This window comes from Streptomyces broussonetiae (assembly GCF_009796285.1).
Taxonomy (GTDB): Bacteria; Actinomycetota; Actinomycetes; order Streptomycetales; family Streptomycetaceae; genus Streptomyces; species Streptomyces broussonetiae.
The window spans coordinates 6271727-6289777 of record NZ_CP047020.1 but is presented as its reverse complement, the minus strand read 5'-3'; the positions used below and the strand labels follow the sequence as shown (position 1 = coordinate 6289777).

At 71.6% G+C, this 18051-nt stretch carries 16 protein-coding genes and 1 pseudogene; 8 read left to right on the top strand and 9 right to left on the bottom strand.

Annotation, left to right across the window (positions count from 1 at the left end; all coding sequences use genetic code 11):
* Positions 1-108: 108 nt before the first annotated feature.
* Positions 109-1218 (bottom strand): ferritin-like domain-containing protein, encoded by a 1110-nt coding sequence (locus tag GQF42_RS29080; RefSeq protein WP_158924703.1) that lies wholly within the window; start codon positions 1216-1218, stop codon positions 109-111.
* Between the two features lie 123 nt (positions 1219-1341).
* Between GQF42_RS29080 and GQF42_RS29075 the strand changes: the two genes are divergently transcribed.
* The 5 genes from GQF42_RS29075 to GQF42_RS29055 all read left to right on the top strand — a co-directional run bounded on the left by GQF42_RS29075 (position 1342) and on the right by GQF42_RS29055 (position 5384).
* Positions 1342-2280, top strand: coding sequence for an AurF N-oxygenase family protein (locus GQF42_RS29075; protein ID WP_158924701.1), 939 nt, complete (start codon positions 1342-1344; stop codon positions 2278-2280).
* Positions 2281-2469: 189 nt separating this feature from the next.
* The gene (locus tag GQF42_RS29070; RefSeq protein WP_158924699.1) at positions 2470-3213 is read left to right on the top strand and encodes an SDR family NAD(P)-dependent oxidoreductase; all 744 of its coding nucleotides are present in this window, start codon (positions 2470-2472) and stop codon (positions 3211-3213) included.
* A 47-nt stretch (positions 3214-3260) separates the two neighbouring features.
* Positions 3261-3911, top strand: coding sequence for a TetR/AcrR family transcriptional regulator (locus GQF42_RS29065; protein ID WP_158924697.1), 651 nt, complete (start codon positions 3261-3263; stop codon positions 3909-3911).
* The gene (locus GQF42_RS29060; protein ID WP_199272840.1) at positions 3904-4224 is read left to right on the top strand and encodes a hypothetical protein; all 321 of its coding nucleotides are present in this window, start codon (positions 3904-3906) and stop codon (positions 4222-4224) included. Before GQF42_RS29065 ends, GQF42_RS29060 begins: the two co-directional genes overlap by 8 nt.
* A gap of 110 nt (positions 4225-4334) precedes the next feature.
* The gene (locus GQF42_RS29055; RefSeq protein WP_158924696.1) at positions 4335-5384 is read left to right on the top strand and encodes a C40 family peptidase; all 1050 of its coding nucleotides are present in this window, start codon (positions 4335-4337) and stop codon (positions 5382-5384) included.
* A 67-nt stretch (positions 5385-5451) separates the two neighbouring features.
* On the opposite strand, the pseudogene GQF42_RS29050 reads toward GQF42_RS29055, so the two are convergent.
* The 7 genes and pseudogenes from GQF42_RS29050 to GQF42_RS29020 form a co-directional block, all read right to left on the bottom strand.
* A pseudogene (locus GQF42_RS29050) lies at positions 5452-5640 on the bottom strand (IS3-like element ISAar24 family transposase); the annotation flags it as partial.
* Between the two features lie 270 nt (positions 5641-5910).
* Positions 5911-6255 carry a hypothetical protein gene (locus tag GQF42_RS29045; protein ID WP_233273501.1) on the bottom strand — a complete coding sequence of 115 codons (345 nt, stop codon included), beginning with the start codon at positions 6253-6255 and terminating at the stop codon, positions 5911-5913.
* Positions 6256-6916: 661 nt separating this feature from the next.
* The gene (locus GQF42_RS29040) at positions 6917-8170 is read right to left on the bottom strand and encodes a styrene monooxygenase/indole monooxygenase family protein (RefSeq protein ID WP_158924694.1); all 1254 of its coding nucleotides are present in this window, start codon (positions 8168-8170) and stop codon (positions 6917-6919) included.
* 23 nt (positions 8171-8193) lie between these two features.
* Positions 8194-8853, bottom strand: a complete 660-nt coding sequence (locus tag GQF42_RS29035; protein WP_158924693.1) for a GTP-binding protein — start codon at positions 8851-8853, stop codon at positions 8194-8196.
* On the bottom strand, positions 8834-9244 hold the full coding sequence (locus GQF42_RS29030) for a DUF742 domain-containing protein (RefSeq protein WP_158924692.1): 411 nt from the start codon (positions 9242-9244) through the stop codon (positions 8834-8836). Before GQF42_RS29030 ends, GQF42_RS29035 begins: the two co-directional genes overlap by 20 nt.
* Complete coding sequence (locus tag GQF42_RS29025; protein WP_158924691.1) at positions 9241-9738, bottom strand: roadblock/LC7 domain-containing protein; 498 nt, start codon at positions 9736-9738, stop codon at positions 9241-9243. The genes GQF42_RS29030 and GQF42_RS29025 overlap by 4 nt, the downstream gene beginning before the upstream one ends.
* A complete protein-coding gene (locus tag GQF42_RS29020) occupies positions 9735-12608 on the bottom strand; it encodes a sensor histidine kinase (protein ID WP_233273500.1) in 2874 nt (957 codons plus the stop codon). Before GQF42_RS29020 ends, GQF42_RS29025 begins: the two co-directional genes overlap by 4 nt.
* 385 nt (positions 12609-12993) lie before the next feature.
* On the opposite strand from GQF42_RS29020, the gene GQF42_RS29015 reads away from it, so the two are divergent.
* Positions 12994-13782 (top strand): protein phosphatase 2C domain-containing protein, encoded by a 789-nt coding sequence (locus GQF42_RS29015; protein ID WP_158924688.1) that lies wholly within the window; start codon positions 12994-12996, stop codon positions 13780-13782.
* Between the two features lie 27 nt (positions 13783-13809).
* On the opposite strand, the gene GQF42_RS29010 is transcribed toward GQF42_RS29015, so the two are convergent.
* Positions 13810-14301, bottom strand: coding sequence for a MarR family winged helix-turn-helix transcriptional regulator (locus GQF42_RS29010; protein ID WP_375992680.1), 492 nt, complete (start codon positions 14299-14301; stop codon positions 13810-13812).
* 228 nt (positions 14302-14529) lie between these two features.
* Here GQF42_RS29010 and GQF42_RS29005 point away from each other — a divergent pair, with 228 nt between their 5' ends.
* Both GQF42_RS29005 and GQF42_RS29000 read left to right on the top strand, forming a co-directional pair.
* A complete protein-coding gene (locus tag GQF42_RS29005; protein ID WP_158924684.1) occupies positions 14530-15381 on the top strand; it encodes a lysozyme in 852 nt (283 codons plus the stop codon).
* A gap of 122 nt (positions 15382-15503) precedes the next feature.
* Positions 15504-17909 (top strand): SpoIIE family protein phosphatase, encoded by a 2406-nt coding sequence (locus GQF42_RS29000; protein WP_158924682.1) that lies wholly within the window; start codon positions 15504-15506, stop codon positions 17907-17909.
* Positions 17910-18051 lie beyond the last annotated feature (142 nt).

The following is an 18051-nucleotide window of genomic DNA, read 5'->3' as shown; positions in this document are numbered from 1 at the left end:
CACGCCAGCACGCTACTGCACCTGGGTGAACGGCCCGCCACCGCGCCCGGGGACCCCCCTGCACAGCGGGCCGGTGGCGGCCCTCGACCGCCCCGGCCCCGTACGGCCTCAGCCCTCGGCCGCCCCCGCCTCGACGGCCTCCTCCACCTCGGCCACCCGTGCCCGCTCCTCGGCGGCGAAGCGCTCCTCGTCCAACTGCTCGGCGAGTTCCTCGTCCTGGGCCATGAGCAGGTCCAGGCTGGCGTCGCCCAGCTCGAAGACGCCCATGTCCACATAGGCCCGCTGGAGCCGTTCGCCCCACAGGCCGATGTCCTTGACACAGGGCACGATGCGGCTGAACAGCAGCCTGCGGAACAGCTGGAGGAACTCGGAACGCTCGCTCAGCTCCGCCGCCTCGGCCTTGGGGACGCCGAAGTTCTCCAGCACCTCCTCGCCGCGCAGCCGGTCGCGCATGAGATAGCAGCCCTCGATGACGAACTCCTCGCGCTCGCGCAGTTCGGCGTCGGTGAGCTGCCGGTAGTAGTCCCGCAGCGCCATCCGGCCGAAGGCCACGTGCCGGGCCTCGTCCTGCATGACGTAGGCCAGGATCTGCTTGGGCAGCGGCTTGGTCGTGGTGTCCCGGATCATCCCGAAGGCGGCCAGCGCGAGGCCCTCGATGAGCACCTGCATGCCCAGGTACGGCATGTCCCAGCGGCTGTCGCGCAGCGTGTCCCCGAGGAGAGACTGCAGATTGTCGTTGATCGGATAGACGAGCCCCATCTTCTCGTGCAGGAAGCGGCCGTAGATCTCGGCGTGCCGGGCCTCGTCCATCGTCTGGGTCGCGGAGTAGAACTTGGCGTCCAGGTCGGGCACCGACTCCACGATCCGCGCCGCGCAGACCATCGCGCCCTGCTCACCGTGCAGGAACTGGCTGAACTGCCAGGAGGCGAGGTGCCGGCGCAGTTCGGCCCTGTCCCTTCCGGTCATCTTCTCCCAGTACGGGGTGCCGTACAGGGCCATGGACTCGTCGGGGGTGCCGAGCGGGTCGTAGGGGTCGACCTCCAGGTCCCAGTCGATGCGCTTCTGCCCGTCCCACTGCTTGTCCTTGCCCTTCTGGTACAGGGCGAGCAGACGGTCACGGCCGTCGTCGTACTCCCAGTTGAACCGGGCCGCGCCGCTCGCGGGCACCTGCCAGAGGGAGTCTCCCGGATCGTTGGCGTACAGGTCATGGGTCGGCATACCTCGCAGGCTCACACGTAGACGCGCAGTCAACAAGTCATGTGCAAGGGATTGACGCCCTTGCTGACAGGCAGTCTCATAAAGGCAAGACGACGTACCCCCCGGTAACGAGGTGAGGGAGCCATGACGACGCTGACGGAAGCGGACGCGCTGGAAGGTCTGCGCGACGCGCTCGGCCTGCTCAAGGACCGCGAACAGGTGGCCGAACGGCTGCTCGTCTCCTCTGCCAAGCACTCCTTCGACCCGGACACGGAGCTGGACTGGGACGCGCCCTTCGAGGAGGGCAAGTGGTTCTGGCCGCCGGAGCTGGTGTCCCTGTACGGCACGCCGATGTGGAAGCGGATGAGCGAGGAGCAGCGGATCCTGCTCTCCCAGCACGAGGCGGCGGCACTGGCCTCGCTCGGCATCTGGTTCGAGATCATCCTGATGCAGCTGCTCGTCCGGCACATCTACGACAAGGCGGCGACGAGCGCGCACGTGCGCTACGCGCTCACCGAGATCGAGGACGAGTGCCGGCACTCGAAGATGTTCGCCCGCCTGATCTCGCACGGTGGCACACCCTGGTACCCGGTGAGCCGGGCCCACCTGAACCTCGGCCGCGTCTTCAAGACGATCTCGACGACCCCGGGTTCCTTCACGGCGACGCTGCTCGGCGAGGAGGTCCTGGACTGGATGCAGCGGCTGACGTTCCCGGACGAGCGGGTCCAGCCGCTGATCCGGGGCGTCACCCGCATCCACGTGGTCGAGGAGGCGCGCCATGTCCGGTACGCCCGTGAGGAACTGCGGCGCCAGATGATGACGGCACCCAAGTGGTCCCAGGAGTTCACCCGGATCACCTCGGGCGAGTTCGCCCGCGTCTTCTCGGTCGCCTTCGTCAACCCCGAGGTCTACACGAACGTCGGCCTCGACAGGCGGGAGGCGATGGCCCAGGTGAAGGCGAGCGGACACCGACGGGAGGTCATGCAGACGGGAGCGAAGCGGCTGACGGACTTCCTGGACGACATCGGGGTGCTGCGGGGGGCCGGGAGGCGGCTGTGGAGGTCGTCGGGGCTGCTGGCGTAGCGGACGAGGGCGATCCGACCCGAGGCCGGGCAGCGGGCCCCGGGCCGCCGAACTCCCGGGTGCGGGCTATGTCCTGGTCTGGAAGGATTGCTCCTGGTGCGGGGCGGGGCACACGTGGAGCAGGCGTTACCGGTGTGCCCGGATGCCCACCTCGCCGACCTGGGCTGTGGGGGCTGCGACGGGAAGACCATGACTGATCAGAGCAAAGGCGTGGCGGTCGTCACGGGCGCCAGCCGGGGCATCGGCGCGGCGATCGCCGAACGGCTGGCCGGCGACGGCTACGCCGTGGTCGTCAACTACGGGGTCGACGCCGAGGGAGCCGAGTCGGTGGTGGCCGCCATCCACGCCAAGGGCGGCCGGGCCGCGGCCGTGCGTGCCGATGTCGCCTCGGAGGGCGAGGTGTCGGACCTGTTCGACCGGGCACGGCAGATGGGGTCGCTGGCCGCACTGGTCAACAACGCCGGCACGGCCGGCCTGCGGGTCCGCCTCGACGAGCAGCAGACGGACGGGCTGACCCGGCTGATGCAGGTCAACGTCGTGGGGCCCATGCTGTGCGCCCAACGCGCCGTCCGGGCGATGTCGACCGCTCGCGGCGGCACCGGCGGATGCATCGTCAACATCGCCTCGATCGCCGCCAAGGCGCCGGCCGACTTCTCCGGGATGACCCCCTACGCGGCGAGCAAGGGCGCCCTGGTGACGTTCACCCGCGCGCTGTCCAACGAGGTCGCCGCGGAGGGAATCCGGGTCAACAGCGTCTCACCGGGGGTCATCGAGACCGGGTTGATCACTCCCAGGGACCAGGAGATGGGCGCGCTCAGCCCGCAGGGTCGCACGGGCCGGCCCGAGGAGATCGCGGCTGCCGTGTCGTGGCTGATCTCGCCGGAGGCGTCGTACGTCACCGGCAGCGACATCACCGTCTCGGGTGGGCGCTGACCACAGCCGACGTGGAGCCGGCCAGGACGGCGATTAGGCTGCCGTCCATGACCCCGTCCGCCACCCCCGCCTACCGTCGGCTCAGCGTCGAGGAGCGGCGAAGCCAGCTCCTCGACGCCGCCCTGAACCTCTTCGCGCACCGCGCGCCCGAGGACGTGTCGCTGGACGACGTGGCAGAGGAGGCCGGAGTCTCGCGCCCCCTGGTGTACCGGTACTTCCCGGGCGGCAAGCAGCAGCTGTACGAGGCCGCGCTGCGCTCCGCCGCCGAAGAGCTGCAGCAGTGCTTCGACGAGCCCCTCGAGGGCCCGCCGCTGCGCCGGCTCTCCCGCGCCCTGGACCGCTACCTGGCCTTCGTCGACGAGCACGACACCGGCTTCAGCGCACTGCTGCAGGGCGGCAGCGTGGTGGAGACCTCCCGTACCACCGCCACCGTGGACGGGGTGCGCCGGGCCGCCGCCGAGCACATCTACCGCCATCTCGACATCGCCGACCCCGGCCCCCGGCTGCGCATGACCGTGCGGACCTGGATCACGGCCGTCGAGGCGGCCTCCCTGATCTGGCTGGACGAGGACAAGCAGCCTCCGGTGGAGGAGCTGCGCGACTGGCTGGTGGAGCAGTTCGTGGCCGTCCTCACGGTCACCGCCGCCCGGGACCCGCAGACGGCCGCCCTCGTCGGCACGCTCGCCGAGGATGGCTGAAACTGAACCCGTGAAGAGCCAGGACACCCCCTTCGAGGGCGGCCCCATGGACGGGCGCGTACTGCCCGTCGTGCTGGGCCCCACCGGGCACCCCCCGAAGACGTACCGCATCCCCGTCCCGGACCCGGACGGCGGTCCGCCCACGGTGCTCGTCTACCGGCGGGTCCCGCGCGGCCACAGCAGGCGACTGGGTCTGATCCAGGGCTGGAAGTACAGCTACGACCCCGACGACGCCTCCGCCGGAAAGCTCAGGTGGCCCTGGTCGAAGCCACAGGCCGGGCCGCCCGGCGGGCCCCGCGACACGAACGGGTGACAGGCATCGGCCGAAACGCCCGCACGCCGCGCGCCTTGCGCCGACTCATCCGATAATCGCGGTGCCATGGGAGGTGAACCGCCCACCCTCCCCGCACCCGAGGTGATGACGTGTCAGGACGGCTTCCGCGCCTGGCCTGTACGGCGGCGCTGGCGGCCCAGGCCGTCCTCGCGCCCGTGCCCGCCGTGGCCGAACCGGCCCCCCAGCGCTCCGTCTCCCAGCTGCTGACCGACCTCCAGCAGCTGTACCGGCAGACCGAACAGGCCACCGAGGCCTACAACACCACCACGGACAGACTCAGGCGGCAGCGCGCCGAGGTGTCCCGGCTGGACGGCGAACTGGCCCGCTCCCGCCTCGCCCTCCAGGACAGCCGGGCCGACGCCGGCCGGCTGGCCCGCGAGCAGTACCGCAGCGGCTTCGGCCTCGGCCCCTACGCCCGCCTGCTGCTCGCCCCCGACCCGCAGCACGCCCTGGACGAGGGCCATGTCATCGCCGAGCTGGCCCGCGAACGGGCCCGGACGGTGGACCGGCTGACCACCGCGGAGCGGCGCACGGACGTCCTGGCCCGGGCCTCCCGCAGGGCCCTGGACACCCAGCTCGCGCTGGCCGGCCGGCAGAAGAGACAACGCGACGCCGTCCGGGCCGGACTTGCCGACGTGGAACGCCTGCTGACCGGCCTCACCCCGGCCCAACTGGCCGCGATCGCCGCTCTGGAGCAGCAGAGCGTCACACAGGCCCAGCAGCGGCTCACCACCGCGGGTGCGCTGCCCACGGACCGCTCCGCCTCCCCCGCGGGCGCCCGCGCGGTCCGCTTTGCCATGGAGCAGCTGGGCAAGCCGTACCAGTGGGGCGCGCAGGGCCCGGGCTCCTACGACTGCTCGGGCCTGACCTCCCAGGCCTGGCAGCACGCGGGCACGCCCATCCCGCGCACCAGCCAGGAGCAGTGGCGACGGCTGAGGAAGATCCCGCTGAACGGACTGCGGCCCGGCGACCTGGTGGTCTACTTCCCCGACGCGACCCATGTGGCGATGTACATCGGGGACGGCAGGATCGTGCAGGCACCGAGACCGGGAGAGGACATCAGGGTGTCGCCCCTGGCGTCCCTTCCGGTACTCGGTGCCGTACGTCCGGATCAGGCTCCGGCGACCGCAGCCAGGTAGGCGCCCGTCTTCTCCGGCTCATAGAAGCAAGCCAACGGCCCCGCAAGGGTCTGCTGCAGGTTTGGGTGCGGCTGAACGCATCCAGGACCACCGCGCAGTACACCCGCCCTTCCCTGGTGCGGTGCTGCGTGATGTCGGTGACCCACAGCTCGTCGGGACGCAACCGATGAAACGTGCGATTGACCAGGTCCTCGGCGGTGACGATGCCACGCAGCCGCTTGATGCGCACCGGTCCGGGCAGGCCGCGGATCCCGGCCGATCACCCCAGGGCCATGGTTCCCAGCCGCACGGCCAAGCAACGCCTTCGGATCGGCTTCAGCTGACACTCCGCGGCGAAGGACAGCACCCGCGAAGAACCGATTGGGGGCGGATACTTCGATCACGCGGGGGACCTATGCGGGCCGCAATGAGGAAGGGGAGCCCTTCCAGCAGGCACTCAACCAACTGCGCCGGCCTGGGCCTCACCTGGTGGGTCGGCTGCGTCCCGCACCCGGACGCCGGCTCGGCCAAGTCGCACCGCGCAGCCCTAGTGCAAGGTTCTGCGGTGCCGCAAACTTCGCGCCAAGAGCGAAACCGACAAAAGGAGAAGGGCCCCTTCGACGGCCAGGCTGACCAGCCCGAGCGGTTCCGTCCAGTTGCCGATGTCGTCGCTGTAGTTGGGCAGTCCCGGGCCCCTGGAGAGGATGTATCCCAGCAGGGGGCCCGCGGCGACCCCGACCGCCAGCAGCCACCCCGGTCGGACGATGCCGGAAAGAAGCAGCGCGGCAGCGACCACGGCCACGATCTCGAGGACGTGGTAGGCGACACCGATGTAGCGGGGATCCCTCGTTGTCGTGACGCCGCCTTGATCTTTGACATGGATGACGGCCACCGCGAGGCACAGTAGGGCCCCCGCCGACCTGGCCACCCACGTGGCCTCCGGCCCCCTCACAGCGCGGTGTGACATGCAACGGCACCTCTTACTTCCATCGGCAGTGCGTGTCTGAGGCGCCGCATCCAAGGCCGTACGGTCGGGCTTGAAGATCGGCAACGCGCCGCACTTGTGTCATGTCCAGCCTCGGCGGACTGATGCTCGCTGTCGCCCCCGACGACGCAGACGGGTGACGCAGAAGGAGCGCGTTCTGACATCAACGCCTGACACCAACAGGCGCGAACGCCAGCGGTCAGTGGCGATCTCCAGCACACGCCCCCTGGATGCCCCGGTCGGTTGGTGGACGTCAGGGCGGGCCGTGATCGACCTGATAAAGATGAGGGCAGACCTCAAAGCCTGCGGCCGGGACGGCTCAGAGCACTGAGTGAGAGCGGAGGCCCAAGGCAGGCTTGGCGGCGCAGGAGGGCTGAGAACGCGGCTTGACCAGGGCGGAAGACCTCAGCGACCTTACGTGCCCGTAGTTCGCACCGAGGGGCTGAGTCCCCGTGCGCCGCCAACGGCCCCGGCAGCAAGACCGGGGCCGTCTCCGGGCCGTCCGAGGGCGACCAGCAGCGACCAACGACGACAGGTGACGGTGGTCGAACTGCCGGTCAGAAGCCCGTCACGCTCCGGCGACCGCAGCCAGGTAGGCGCCCGTCTTCTCCGGCTCGTAGAAGAAGTTCTCGAAGTCGGCCGGGTCGTTGAAGGCGTTGGCGAAACGGTCCGCCACCGGCTGCAGCTGACCGGCCGCGCCGATGAGGTTCAGGATGTGCTCCGGCGGCGGGGCGAGCATCGCGTTGGTCCACTTGGTGACGTGCTGCGCGGTGTTCCAGTAGCGGTCGAACGTCGCCTGCATCCAGGCCTCGTCGAACTCCCGGTCCCCGTGCTCGAGGATCGAGTCGAGGTAGGCGGCGGCGCACTTGGCCGCCGAGTTGGAGCCCTGGCCGGTGATCGGGTCGTTGGCGACGACGACGTCCGCGACGCCCAGGACCAGGCCGCCGCCGGGGAGACGGCCGATGGGGTTGCGGACGGTCGGGGCGTAGCGGCCGGCCAGCGTGCCGCCGGCGTCGGTCAGTTCGACCTTGGTCGCGCGCGCGTACTCCCAGGGCGTGAACTTCTCCATGAGTTCCAGGGTCAGGGAGAGGTGCTCCGCCGGGTCCTTGACGCCGTTGAAGACGTCGAGCGGGCCGCCGGGTATGCCCTCCCAGAACAGGATGTCCGCGCGACCGGAGGTGGTGAGGGTCGGCATGACGAACAGCTCGCCGACGCCCGGCACCAGGTTGCAGCGCACGGCGTCGAACTCCGGGTGCTCCGGACGCTGGCCGAGCCCGTGGACGTACGCCACGGCCAGCGCCCGCTGCGGCTCGCTGTACGGGGAGCGCGAGGCGTCGCGGCCGAACATCTGGACCAGCTCGCCCTTGCCGGCCGAGACCAGGACGAGGTCGTAGGCGCGGGAGAAGTAGTCGAGGTCGCCGACCGCCGCGCCGTGGATGACCAGCTGGCCGCCGCGCTGCGCGAAGGTCTCCATCCAGCCGGCCATCTTCACCCGCTGGTCGACCGACTGCGCGTACCCGTCCAGCTTGCCCACCCAGTCGATCGCCCGCTGGGTGGGGCCCGGGTCGTGCGAACCGGGGGCCGCGACCGAGACACCGAGCCCCTCGATCTTCGGGGCCTGGGACTCCCAGAAGTTCAGCTGGAGATCGCGCTCGTGCTGCAGTGCCGTGTGGAACATGCACTGCGTCGACATGACCCGGCCGGTGCGGATCTCGTCCGCGGTCCGGTTCGACATCAGGGTGACCTCGTAGCCGTGGGACTGGAGGCCGAGGGCGAGCTGGAGGCCGGACTGGCCGGCTCCGACGACGAGTATCTTCCGCATGCGGGTGGTGCTCCTAACCGGGACTACTCGGGGGTTTCGTCCAGCGCGTGGCCGACCAGGGCGAGGAGTGTCTCGATGGCCGAAATCCGACGCCGCGCATCCATGATCATGACAGGGATGTGCGCGGGTATGGTCAGCGCCTCCCGGACGTCCTCCGGCTCGAACAGCTCGCTGTCGTCGAAGTGGTTGACGGCGACGACGTACGGCAGCCCGCAGCTCTCAAAGTAGTCCAGTGCCGGGAAGCAGTCCTTCAGCCGACGGGTGTCGGCCATGACGACCGCACCGATCGCGCCCCGCACCAGGTCGTCCCACATGAACCAGAACCGCTGCTGGCCCGGCGTGCCGAACAGGTAGAGCACCAGGTCGTCGTCGAGCGTGATGCGGCCGAAGTCCATGGCCACGGTGGTGGTGAGCTTGTCCGGCGTGGCGGTCAGGTCGTCGGTCTCCTCGCTCGCCTCGGTCATCAGCGCCTCGGTCTGCAGGGGCGTGATCTCCGAGACGGCGCTGACCAGCGTGGTCTTGCCGACGCCGAAGCCCCCGGCCACCACGATCTTCGTGGCGACGGGAGCCCGGGTGCGGTCCGTCTGCCAGGACTTCAGGTCCTCGTCGGGCTCGGTGAAACCGGCGACGAGGGGAATGCCTCCGACCGCGGAGGCGGCGGCGTCAGAGACGACGGAGTCCACCGAGCACCCTTTCCAGCAGAGCGCGGTCCGGACGGCCGGTGCCGTGACCGGTCCCGGTGCCGTACACACGGATCTTTCCCTGGTCCGCGAGGTCGCTGAGGAGCACGCGGACCACGCCGAGCGGCATCTGCAGCAGCGCGGCGATCTCGGCCACCGTGCGCATACGGCGGCACAGTTCGACGATGGCCCGCATCTCCGGCATGACCCGGGTGTTGAGGGAACCATTCGCCAGCTCCCTACGCTCCTCCGGGGCTTCGAGCGCCGCGACGAACGTCTCCACGAGGAGGACGTGGCCGAAGCGGGTACGGCCGCCGGTGAGCGAGTAGGGGCGGACGCGGGCGGGTTTGCGTTCGCCGCCGCGCACGGGGAGCCTCTTGGGCGTGCCGCTCATCGGGTGCTCCCCACCGACTCGGCTTCCAGGGACTTTCGCAGCTCGCTGCGGAGTTCGGGGGTCAGGACGTGCCCGGCGCGGCCGACGAACAGGGCCATGTGGTACGCCACCACGCTCATGTCGCACTCGGCGGAACCGTGCACTCCGAGCAGTGAGCCGTCACTGATGGACATCACGAACAGACTGCCCTCCTCCATCGCGACCATCGTGTGCTTGACCCCGCCGAACGCCATCAGCCGGGCGGCGCCCACGGTGAGGCTGCCGATGCCGGAGACGACGGTGGCGAGGTCCGCGGAGGAGCCACGGGGCCCTTTGGCCGGGCGGGCCCGGCGGGTCTGCTCGGTGTGTCCGGGGTCGGACGAGAGCAGCAGCAGGCCGTCCGAGGAGACCACGGCAACCGATTCGATGCCGGGTACTTCCTCCACCAGGTTGGTCAGCAGCCAGTGCAGGTTGCGGGCTTCACTGCTCAGTCCGTAGGTACTGGGCGCGGTCAACTGCTTGCCTCCTCGGCTGTGCCCCCCGTGGATTCTTCGGCGTGTACGTATGCGGCCGGGCGCTGGTGGCCGGCGGTCTGTTCGGCGATCTCGGCCTCCACCTCGCGGTAGCCGGCCTGGGCGCCGCTGCGGAACCCGCCGAGCCTCCTGCGGAGGGCTTCGGCGTCCACGTTGCCGCTGCGCTGGCGGGGCGGGGCGGCGGGTGCGGTGATCCTGGGTGTGCGCTTGGGGAGCCCCTTGCTGGTGACCCGCTCCGCCGCCTCGGGTTCGCCGCCGTCGGCGGCTGCCGGAGCCGTGGGCGCGGCCGGGGAGTCGGGCACTGACGGATGTGCGGGGGCCGACGAAGCGGTGAAGGCGGCGTCCCGCTCGGTGGCTGCTTCGGTCGCTGCTCCGGTCGCTGCTTCGGTGGCCGGCTCGATCACCGGTTCAGTGGCCGGTGCGGTGCTCGGCGGGTCCTGGCGTACGTCCGGGAGTAGCAGTTCCATCGTCGACTCGGCGTAGGTCTCCGCCGGGGCCTTGGGACGGGTCTCCGCCTGCTGCGCGGCGGCCGGGGCGGCCTGCTCGTGGACGGCGGGCTCTTCGGTCTCGGCGGCAGAGGCGTCCGCGCGGGCAGGACCGGCGGTGGCCGCCTCCGCCCGTACCGCCTCTTCCGCCAGGGCGACCAGGGGGTCCGTGTGCTTCGTACGGCCGTGCAGGACGTTGGAGTTGACCTCGGCGTCGGCGCCGGGCAGGGAGAAGGTGCCGGTGCCGCTCATGGATGTGGTCTGCGGGGGCATGGCCGTCGGCGGGGCCTCGGTGAGCAGGGTGGCGGGCAGGACCACGACCGCCGCGATGCCGCCCTGCTTCTGCTCGCGCAGCTGCACGCGGACGCCGTGGCGGTGGGCGAGGCGCGCGACGACGTACAGGCCGAGGCCGAGACCGGCGTCGCCCTCGTGGTCGTAGTGCGACTCGGGGTCGAAGCCGGCCAGGCGGGCGTTGAGGTGCTCGAGGCGGTCGGTCGCCATGCCGATGCCCTCGTCCTGGACCGAGAGCATCACTTCGCCGCTCTCCAGCAGCCAGCCGGAGACCTCGACCGGCAGGTCCGGCGGGGAGAACGACGAGGCGTTCTCCATGAGTTCGGCCAGCAGGTGGGAGAGGTCGTCGGCCGCGAAGCCCGCCAGGTGGGCGTGCGGGGGCAGCGCCGCGATACGGACGCGTTCGTAGCGCTCGATCTCGCTGACCGCCGCGCGGACGACGTCGACCAGCGGGACCGGGCCGTGGTGCTGCTGGACGTGCTCGGTACCGGCGAGGACCAGGAGGTTCTCGCTGTGCCGGCGCATGACCGTGGCGAAGTGGTCCAGCTTGAAGAGCGTGGCGAGCCGGTCGGGGTCCTGTTCGCGCTCCTCCAGGCCCTCGATGACGGCGAGCTGGCGCTCGACCAGGCCGAGGGTGCGCAGAGCGAGGTTGACGAACGTACCGCCGATGCTGCTGCGCAGCCGTTCCAACTGGGCTGCTGATTCTGCGAGTTCGGAGCGCAGTTCCTCGCGGGCGTCGGCCATCTTCTGCCGCTGTCCGACCAGGTGCTTGCGGTCGGTCTCCAGCGTGGCCACCCGCTCGCGCAGGGCCGCCGCGTGCGTGTGCAGGGCATTGACCGAGCGGACGACCTGGGCGAACTCGTCGTTGCGACCGGTGAAGGCGATCGGCTCCTGGGTGCCCGGTTCCTCGGACTCGGCCAGCCTGGCCGAGCCGCGGCGCAGCACGGACAGGGGACGGGTGAGGGTGCGGGCCAAGGCCGCCGCGATGCCCACGGCGACCAGCATCAGAGCGCCGAGGACGGCGATCCGGATCTCCAGGGTGGTGACGTCGTCGTCCCGGAGCGTGGCCAGGGTCTTGGTGCGGTGGTCGTAGAGGGCCGATTCCGCGCCGCGCATCAGGTCGACGCGGGCGGACAGGACCGCGTCCAGCTTCTTGGCGCTGGTGGCCTGCTCGCTGTCGGTGAGGGTGGGCTGCGCGGTGAGCGTGGCCAGGTACTTCTCCGCCGAGTTGACGTCCGGACCCGTGACCGTGGTGTCGTAGGACTCGACGGAGGCCTGGGGGGCGGTCTCGCGGAAGTCGGCGAGGGCCGCGTCGGCGCGCAGCCGGGCCTGCTGGGCGGCGGCGGACAGGGCGTCGCGCTGCCTGCTGTCGGCCCGCGAGGCGGTGGAGGTCGTGACGGGCAGGCCGGTGACCGGGTTGATCACCGTCCGGGTGACGGAGGGCACGTTCAGCGCGGCCAGCAGCAGACCGCGGGCGGCGGCGGACTGCTGGACGGCGGTGTCCAGCTCGGCGAGCGCGTGGGCGCCGGAGCCGGCCCGCGCGGTCGACTGTTCGGCCAGTTGCTCGGCGACCAGGTGCAGGGCGGTGATCGTCGCCGAGTACGCCTCGTGGGCCTGCAGGGCCGTGGTCTTGCCGGTGAGCGCGTCGTGCCGGACCGCGTCGATGCCGTCGAGGGTGCTGCGCAGGCTCGCCGGGGTGTCGGACTCGGCGCGCAGGTCCTCGACCTCGCGGTCGACGCGGGCGCTGCGGTCCTCGGAGGGAGCCTCGGACTTGGGACGCCCGGCCGCGATGTAGGAGGTGACCTCGTCACGCTCGTCGGCGAGGGAGTTCGCAAGGGCGAGCGCGTCCTGGGTGCGGGTGGCCAGCGTCACCAGGTCCTGGGTGTCACTGACCTGCTGGGAGGCGCTGAGCAGGGAAGGCGCCCCGGCGCCGGCGATCGCGGCGGCCACCACGGCGACGGCGACGATCAGCCGGGTGCGCACATGAGTGGGGCGGCCGTGGCCCACGGAAGTCTGCCGGGCGGCCCCCGTGAGGTCCGTCTGCCTGCCTGTGCGCCGAGGCCGCTTTTTCTGCACCGGTGCTCGCATTCCTGAACTCGTCTACCCAGGGGCCCGGGTGGCGCCCCGTCATTTCGGTGCCAAGTGGTGCGTACACCCGGTTCGTACGGTTCCCGACCCTCCCAGTGCCGGTGGGCGGTGGTCGCGCATCACCTGACCCGCCACCCGAAGGAGTGAACATCGGAGGGGAGTTGGCGGGCAAGTTCCTGCGGCCCGTACGCAGCCCCCGTGGGGCACGCCGGTTGGACGCACGCGGCAGGCTTTGGCAGTATTCGCCGCTCGCGCCTTCCCGGAATGGGCCATTCCGCCGCAAAGCGGACGTCCGACCTGCTGGATCGCATCAATTCGAGGGCGCTCACCAGCCTTTGGCGGATCCCGTGAAGGCCTCGTGCAGACTGGCCCGATGCGAACTGATCTCGTTTCGGAGCCCGGCGAGGCCAACCGCCCCAACGAAGACTTCGCCGGTGTCGGACTACCCGCCTCCGGACAGGGCGGTTGCGTGGTCGCCCTGGACGGGGTGACGCCGCCGAGGGGTGAGACGGGGTGTCTGCATTCCGTTCCCTGGTTCACCACACGGCTCGGCGGCGCACTGACCGAACTGACCGTTTCGAGGCGAGATCTGACGCTCCCGGAGATTCTCGCGCGGGCGATCGCCCGGACCGCGGAGGCCCACGTCCAAACCTGTGAGCTTTCTCACCCGCGAACCCCTCAGGCAACCGTGGCCCTGGCCCGCTGGTCGGCCGACACGGTCGAGTATCTGGTGCTGGCCGACGCCGCACTGTTCCTGAAGGCTCCCGACGGCACGCTCACCCCGGTCCTGGACGACCGGCTGGCCCGGCTGCCGCGCTCCGCGCTCGCCACCGAGGCCCTGGTGGACGCGAATCTCCGCAACAAGGAGGGCGGCTTCTTCACGGCCGCCGCCGACCCCTCGGTGGCCGCCCGCGCGGTCGCCGGCACCGCGCCGCGCGAGGCGGTCCGGGCCCTGGCCGCGCTCACGGACGGGGCGACCCGCTGGACGGAGAAGTTCCACGAGGGCGACTGGGCCGCCCTGTTCGACGTGGTCGAGAAGGAGGGCGCCCGGGCACTCGTGGACCGGGTGCGGGAACGGGAGACGGCGGACCGGGAGGAGCGGGCGTTCCTGGGGCGCAGCAAGACGCACGACGACGCGACGGTGGTCTACGTGGAGCTGTGACCGGTTCCCCGTGCGCCACCGTCGGGCCTACTTCTCCATGACGCCGTTCAACTGGTGCAGCAGCCGGGCCAGTTCCGCGACCTCGCTGCGGTCCCAGTGGGCGAGCTGGCTGACATAGCGCGCGCGGCGCGCCTCGCGGACCTTGCCGACCCGGCCGCGCCCCTCGCCGGTGAGCGTGACGAGCCAGGCGCGGCCGTCGGCGGGGTCGGGCTCCCGGGCGATCAGTCCCAGCTCCTCCAGGGCGCGCAGCTGGCGGGACATGGTGGCCTTGCCGACGCCGATGTAGGCGGCGAGTTCCGTGGCCCGCTGACCGCCGCACTCGTCGAGCCGGATGAGCAGCCCGTACGCGGAGGACTCCAGGTCGGGATGGACCTCGCGGGCCATCTCGCCCTGGTTGGCCCGGGCGCGCCGCAGCAGCACGGTCAACTCCCGCTCCAGCGCCAGGAATTCCTGGTCTGCACCACTGGGCGTCATCTGCCCGGCTGCTCGATGTGCGCCATCGTTTCCGTCCTCGTGCACGTCAGCACCCCTACCCGGTTTCGCGATCCTGAAAGTTTCTGCCAAAAGTCGTCATTGCCGCAGCTCCGTAAGTATTTCGCAGGCGTAGACCAACGGCGGCGTCCGGACCCCCTTCCCACGCCGTCATCTACGTGCGTAGCTTCTTTATCAGGCAATGAATGGCATGCCCACGCCAGTGGGACGGACCCCCCACATTCTCGCCCCCACCTCACTTTCCGGAGGCACGTCATGCCCGTGCACAGACCCGGCTCCGACCGCACCCCCCACACCCCTCGTTCCCCGCGTCCACGCCCGGCCGCCGTCCTCGTCACGGCCCTGTTCGCGGCGCTCTGCCTCAGCCTTCCCCTAGCCTCCGCCCAGGCCACGACCACGCCCGGCCGCGGCTCCGCCCACATGGGCATGGGCGTCCTCGCCCACGACGGCCAAAGCGGCACGCCCACCACGGGTGACGCCACCCAGACCGAGGGCGTGGACGTCGCCGGCTACCAGGGCAACGTCGCCTGGTCGACCCTGTGGAGCAGCGGGGTCAAGTGGGCGTACACCAAGGCCACGGAAGGCACGTACTACACGAACCCGTACTTCGCCCAGCAGTACAACGGCTCGTACAACGTGGGCATGATCCGCGGCGCCTACCACTTCGCCACCCCGGACACCACCAGCGGCGCCACCCAGGCCAACTACTTCGTCGACCACGGCGGCGGCTGGTCCAAGGACGGCAAGACCCTGCCCGGCGCCCTCGACATCGAGTGGAACCCGTACGGCGCCGAGTGCTACGGCAAGTCGGCCGGCGCGATGGTCAGCTGGATCGCCGACTTCCTGAACACGTACAAGGCGCGCACCGGCCGGGACGCCGTGATCTACACGGCGACCAGCTGGTGGAGCGACTGCACCGGCAACTACGGCGGCTTCGCGGCGAACAACCCGCTGTGGATCGCCCGCTACGCCTCGGACCCGGGGACGCTGCCGGCCGGCTGGTCGTACTACACGATGTGGCAGTACACCTCCTCCGGCCCGACCGTCGGCGACCACGACAAGTTCAATGGCGCGCTGGACCGGGTGCAGGCGCTGGCCAACGGCTGACGCCCGGGTCAGGACCGCGGTGACCTCTGCCGGGCGGCAGGGGTCACTGCGTTGGTGCTCCAAGCCGCCCCGGACGATGCTGGTCAGGGAGAGCCTGCCGAGCAAGGGCGAGATGAGCGGCGATGGAGCGACAGGAGCGGCAGTCGACGTACACGGCCACGGCCACCATCGATGAGCAGGGCGTCCTCACGGGCTGGAGCGAAGGCGCACGGCGGCTGCTCGGCTACGACTCCCCCGCTGTCGTCGGCCGCCCCGCCACCGCCCTGCTCGCCGCCGACGGCGGACCGGCCCGCCGGATGCTGGCCGGACGGCAGCGCTGGAGCGGCATCGTCCCCCTGCGCCACCGCGACGGCCGACTGCTGGAACTGGGAGTGCTCGCGCACCGCCGGACCTCGGCCACCGGGGTCTCCGACTGGCTCGTGGTGAGTGCCGTACCGGCCCGCGCGCGACCGCCGCGAGGCGAGCCGCTGGAGGAGTGGACGTTTCTGCAGTCCCCGTTCCCGCTCGCCATCTTCGACGCCGAGCTGCGTTTGGTGCGCGCCAACCACCGGATGGAACGCGCCCTCGCCCTGCCCGAGTCCACGATGCGCGGGCTCGGGCTGCCGCACATCGTGCCCGGCGCCGCGAGCGAGGAGGCCGACCGGTCCATGCGACGCGCGCTGGACTCCGGCGAGGCACAGGAGACCCGGGTCCGGCTCGGCCCTGAGCTGGACCGCGGCATCGTGCTCACCCCGCTGAAGGACGCGGGCGGCACGGTGCGGGCCGTCTGCCTGTCCACCCGGCCCCCGGTCGCCCCGGACTCCCCGGGCGCACCGGAGTCGGCAGGCGCACCGGAGTGGGCAGGCGCACCGGGCGAGAGCGGCGCACGGGCCGGCACGGCGGCGGACCAGGCACGGGCCGCGCAGGAACTCGGCGAGGTCACGGTCCCCCGGCTCGCCGACGTCATAGTGGTCGACCTCCTCGACGCCCCGCCCACGGAGGCCGAGGACTCCGCCCCGCTGCCGGGCCCTGTCGTGCTGCGCCGCGCCGCTCTGCGGGCCGTACCGGACGAGGCACGGCCCGGGCCCGGCGCCGGCGTGGGCGAGACGGTCGTGTGCCCGCCGGACTCCCCGCCCGCCCAGTGCCTGGCGGCCGGCCGGCCGCTGCTGTACGACACGGTGGACCCGATCGTCACCGAGTGGGCCGCGCTGGACCCGGGCGCGGCCTGGCTGCGGGCGTCCGCGACGCGCTCGCTTCTGGCGGTGCCGCTGCTCGCCGAGGGCAGCCTGCTCGGCGTGGCCCTGTTCGGCCGGCTGCGCGAGCGGCAGGCGTTCGGTCCCGAGGACCTGCGGCAGGCCGAGGAGTTCACGGCCAGGGCCGCGGCCGGCATCCGGCAGGCCCGCGACCGTTCCGGCGCCCGCACCACCACGGTGGCCCTGCAGCGCAGCCTGCTGCCGCACACCCTGCCCGACCAGGCGGCCCTGGAGGTCGCCTCCCGCTATCTGCCGACCGCCACCCGGGCCGGCGTGGGCGGCGACTGGTTCGATGTGATCCCGCTGTCCGGGGCCCGGGTGGCGCTCGTCGTGGGTGACGTCGTCGGGCACGGCATCCGTGCCTCGGCCACCATGGGCCGGCTGCGCACCGCGGTGCGCACCCTGGCCGACGTCGACCTGCCGGCCGACGAACTGCTGACCCACCTCGACGACCTGGTCCTGCGGCTCGCCGCCGACGAGAGCAGCGCGGACCCGGCCGGCGACACCGCGGGCGGCATCGGCACCACCTGCCTGTACGCGGTCTACGACCCGGTGTCGCGCCGGTGCACCCTGGCCCGGGCCGGGCATCCGCCGCCCGCCCTGGTCACCCCGGACAGCGAGGTCCGCTTCCTCGACGTGCCCGCCGGGCCGCCGCTCGGGCTGGGCGGGCTGCCCTTCGAGGCCGTCGAGACCGACCTGCCCGAGGGCACCCTGCTCGCCCTGTACACCGACGGGCTGTTCGAGGCCCGCGAGCACGACATCGACGAGGCGCTGGACAAGATGTTCGCCGCGCTCGGCCGGCCCGCGCGGTCGCTGGAGGCGGTCTGCGACCACGTGCTCGCCGCACTGGTGAGCCACCGGCCCGACGACGACATCGCCCTGCTCGTCGCCCGCACCCGCGCCCTGCACGAGGACCAGGTCGCCACCTGGGAGCTGGCGGACGACCCCGCGACGGTCGCCCACGCCCGCCGCCTCACCGAGGAGCAACTGTCCGCATGGGGTCTGCCGGACGCCGCGTTCACCACGGAGCTGATGGTCAGCGAGCTGGTCACCAACGCCATCCGCTACGGCCGTCCGCCCATCCGGCTCCGGCTGATCCACCACGACTCGACCCTCATCTGCGAGGTGTACGACGCGAGCGGCACCACCCCGCACATGCGCCGCGCCCGCATCTTCGACGAGGGCGGCCGGGGCCTGCTGCTGGTCGCCCAGCTCGCCGAACGCTGGGGCACCCGCCACGACCGGGTCGGCAAGACGGTGTGGGCCGAGCAGTCGGTGCCCGCGGCCACCGGCTGAGTCGGCCGCGGCCACCGTCGCCGCCGTTGGCGCCGACGCGGCCGGATCCACACCCGGCCGGGCGTCCACCAGGGTCGGTGCACGGCGGCGGGGGCCCGGCCGGCCGACGGGAGACGCGGCTGCTGCGCACCGACGGCGCGCG

Bases quoted from the DNA above. Each gene is read 5' to 3' on its own strand.
- GQF42_RS29080 (WP_158924703.1), bottom strand. From the start codon at position 1,218: ATGCCGACCCATGACCTGTACGCCAACGATCCGGGAGACTCCCTCTGG.
- GQF42_RS29075 (WP_158924701.1), top strand. From the start codon at position 1,342: ATGACGACGCTGACGGAAGCGGACGCGCTGGAAGGTCTGCGCGACGCG.
- GQF42_RS29070 (WP_158924699.1), top strand. From the start codon at position 2,470: ATGACTGATCAGAGCAAAGGCGTGGCGGTCGTCACGGGCGCCAGCCGG.
- GQF42_RS29065 (WP_158924697.1), top strand. From the start codon at position 3,261: ATGACCCCGTCCGCCACCCCCGCCTACCGTCGGCTCAGCGTCGAGGAG.
- GQF42_RS29060 (WP_199272840.1), top strand. From the start codon at position 3,904: ATGGCTGAAACTGAACCCGTGAAGAGCCAGGACACCCCCTTCGAGGGC.
- GQF42_RS29040 (WP_158924694.1), bottom strand. From the start codon at position 8,170: ATGCGGAAGATACTCGTCGTCGGAGCCGGCCAGTCCGGCCTCCAGCTC.
- GQF42_RS29030 (WP_158924692.1), bottom strand. From the start codon at position 9,244: ATGAGCGGCACGCCCAAGAGGCTCCCCGTGCGCGGCGGCGAACGCAAA.
- GQF42_RS29015 (WP_158924688.1), top strand. From the start codon at position 12,994: ATGCGAACTGATCTCGTTTCGGAGCCCGGCGAGGCCAACCGCCCCAAC.
- GQF42_RS29005 (WP_158924684.1), top strand. From the start codon at position 14,530: ATGCCCGTGCACAGACCCGGCTCCGACCGCACCCCCCACACCCCTCGT.
- GQF42_RS29000 (WP_158924682.1), top strand. From the start codon at position 15,504: ATGGAGCGACAGGAGCGGCAGTCGACGTACACGGCCACGGCCACCATC.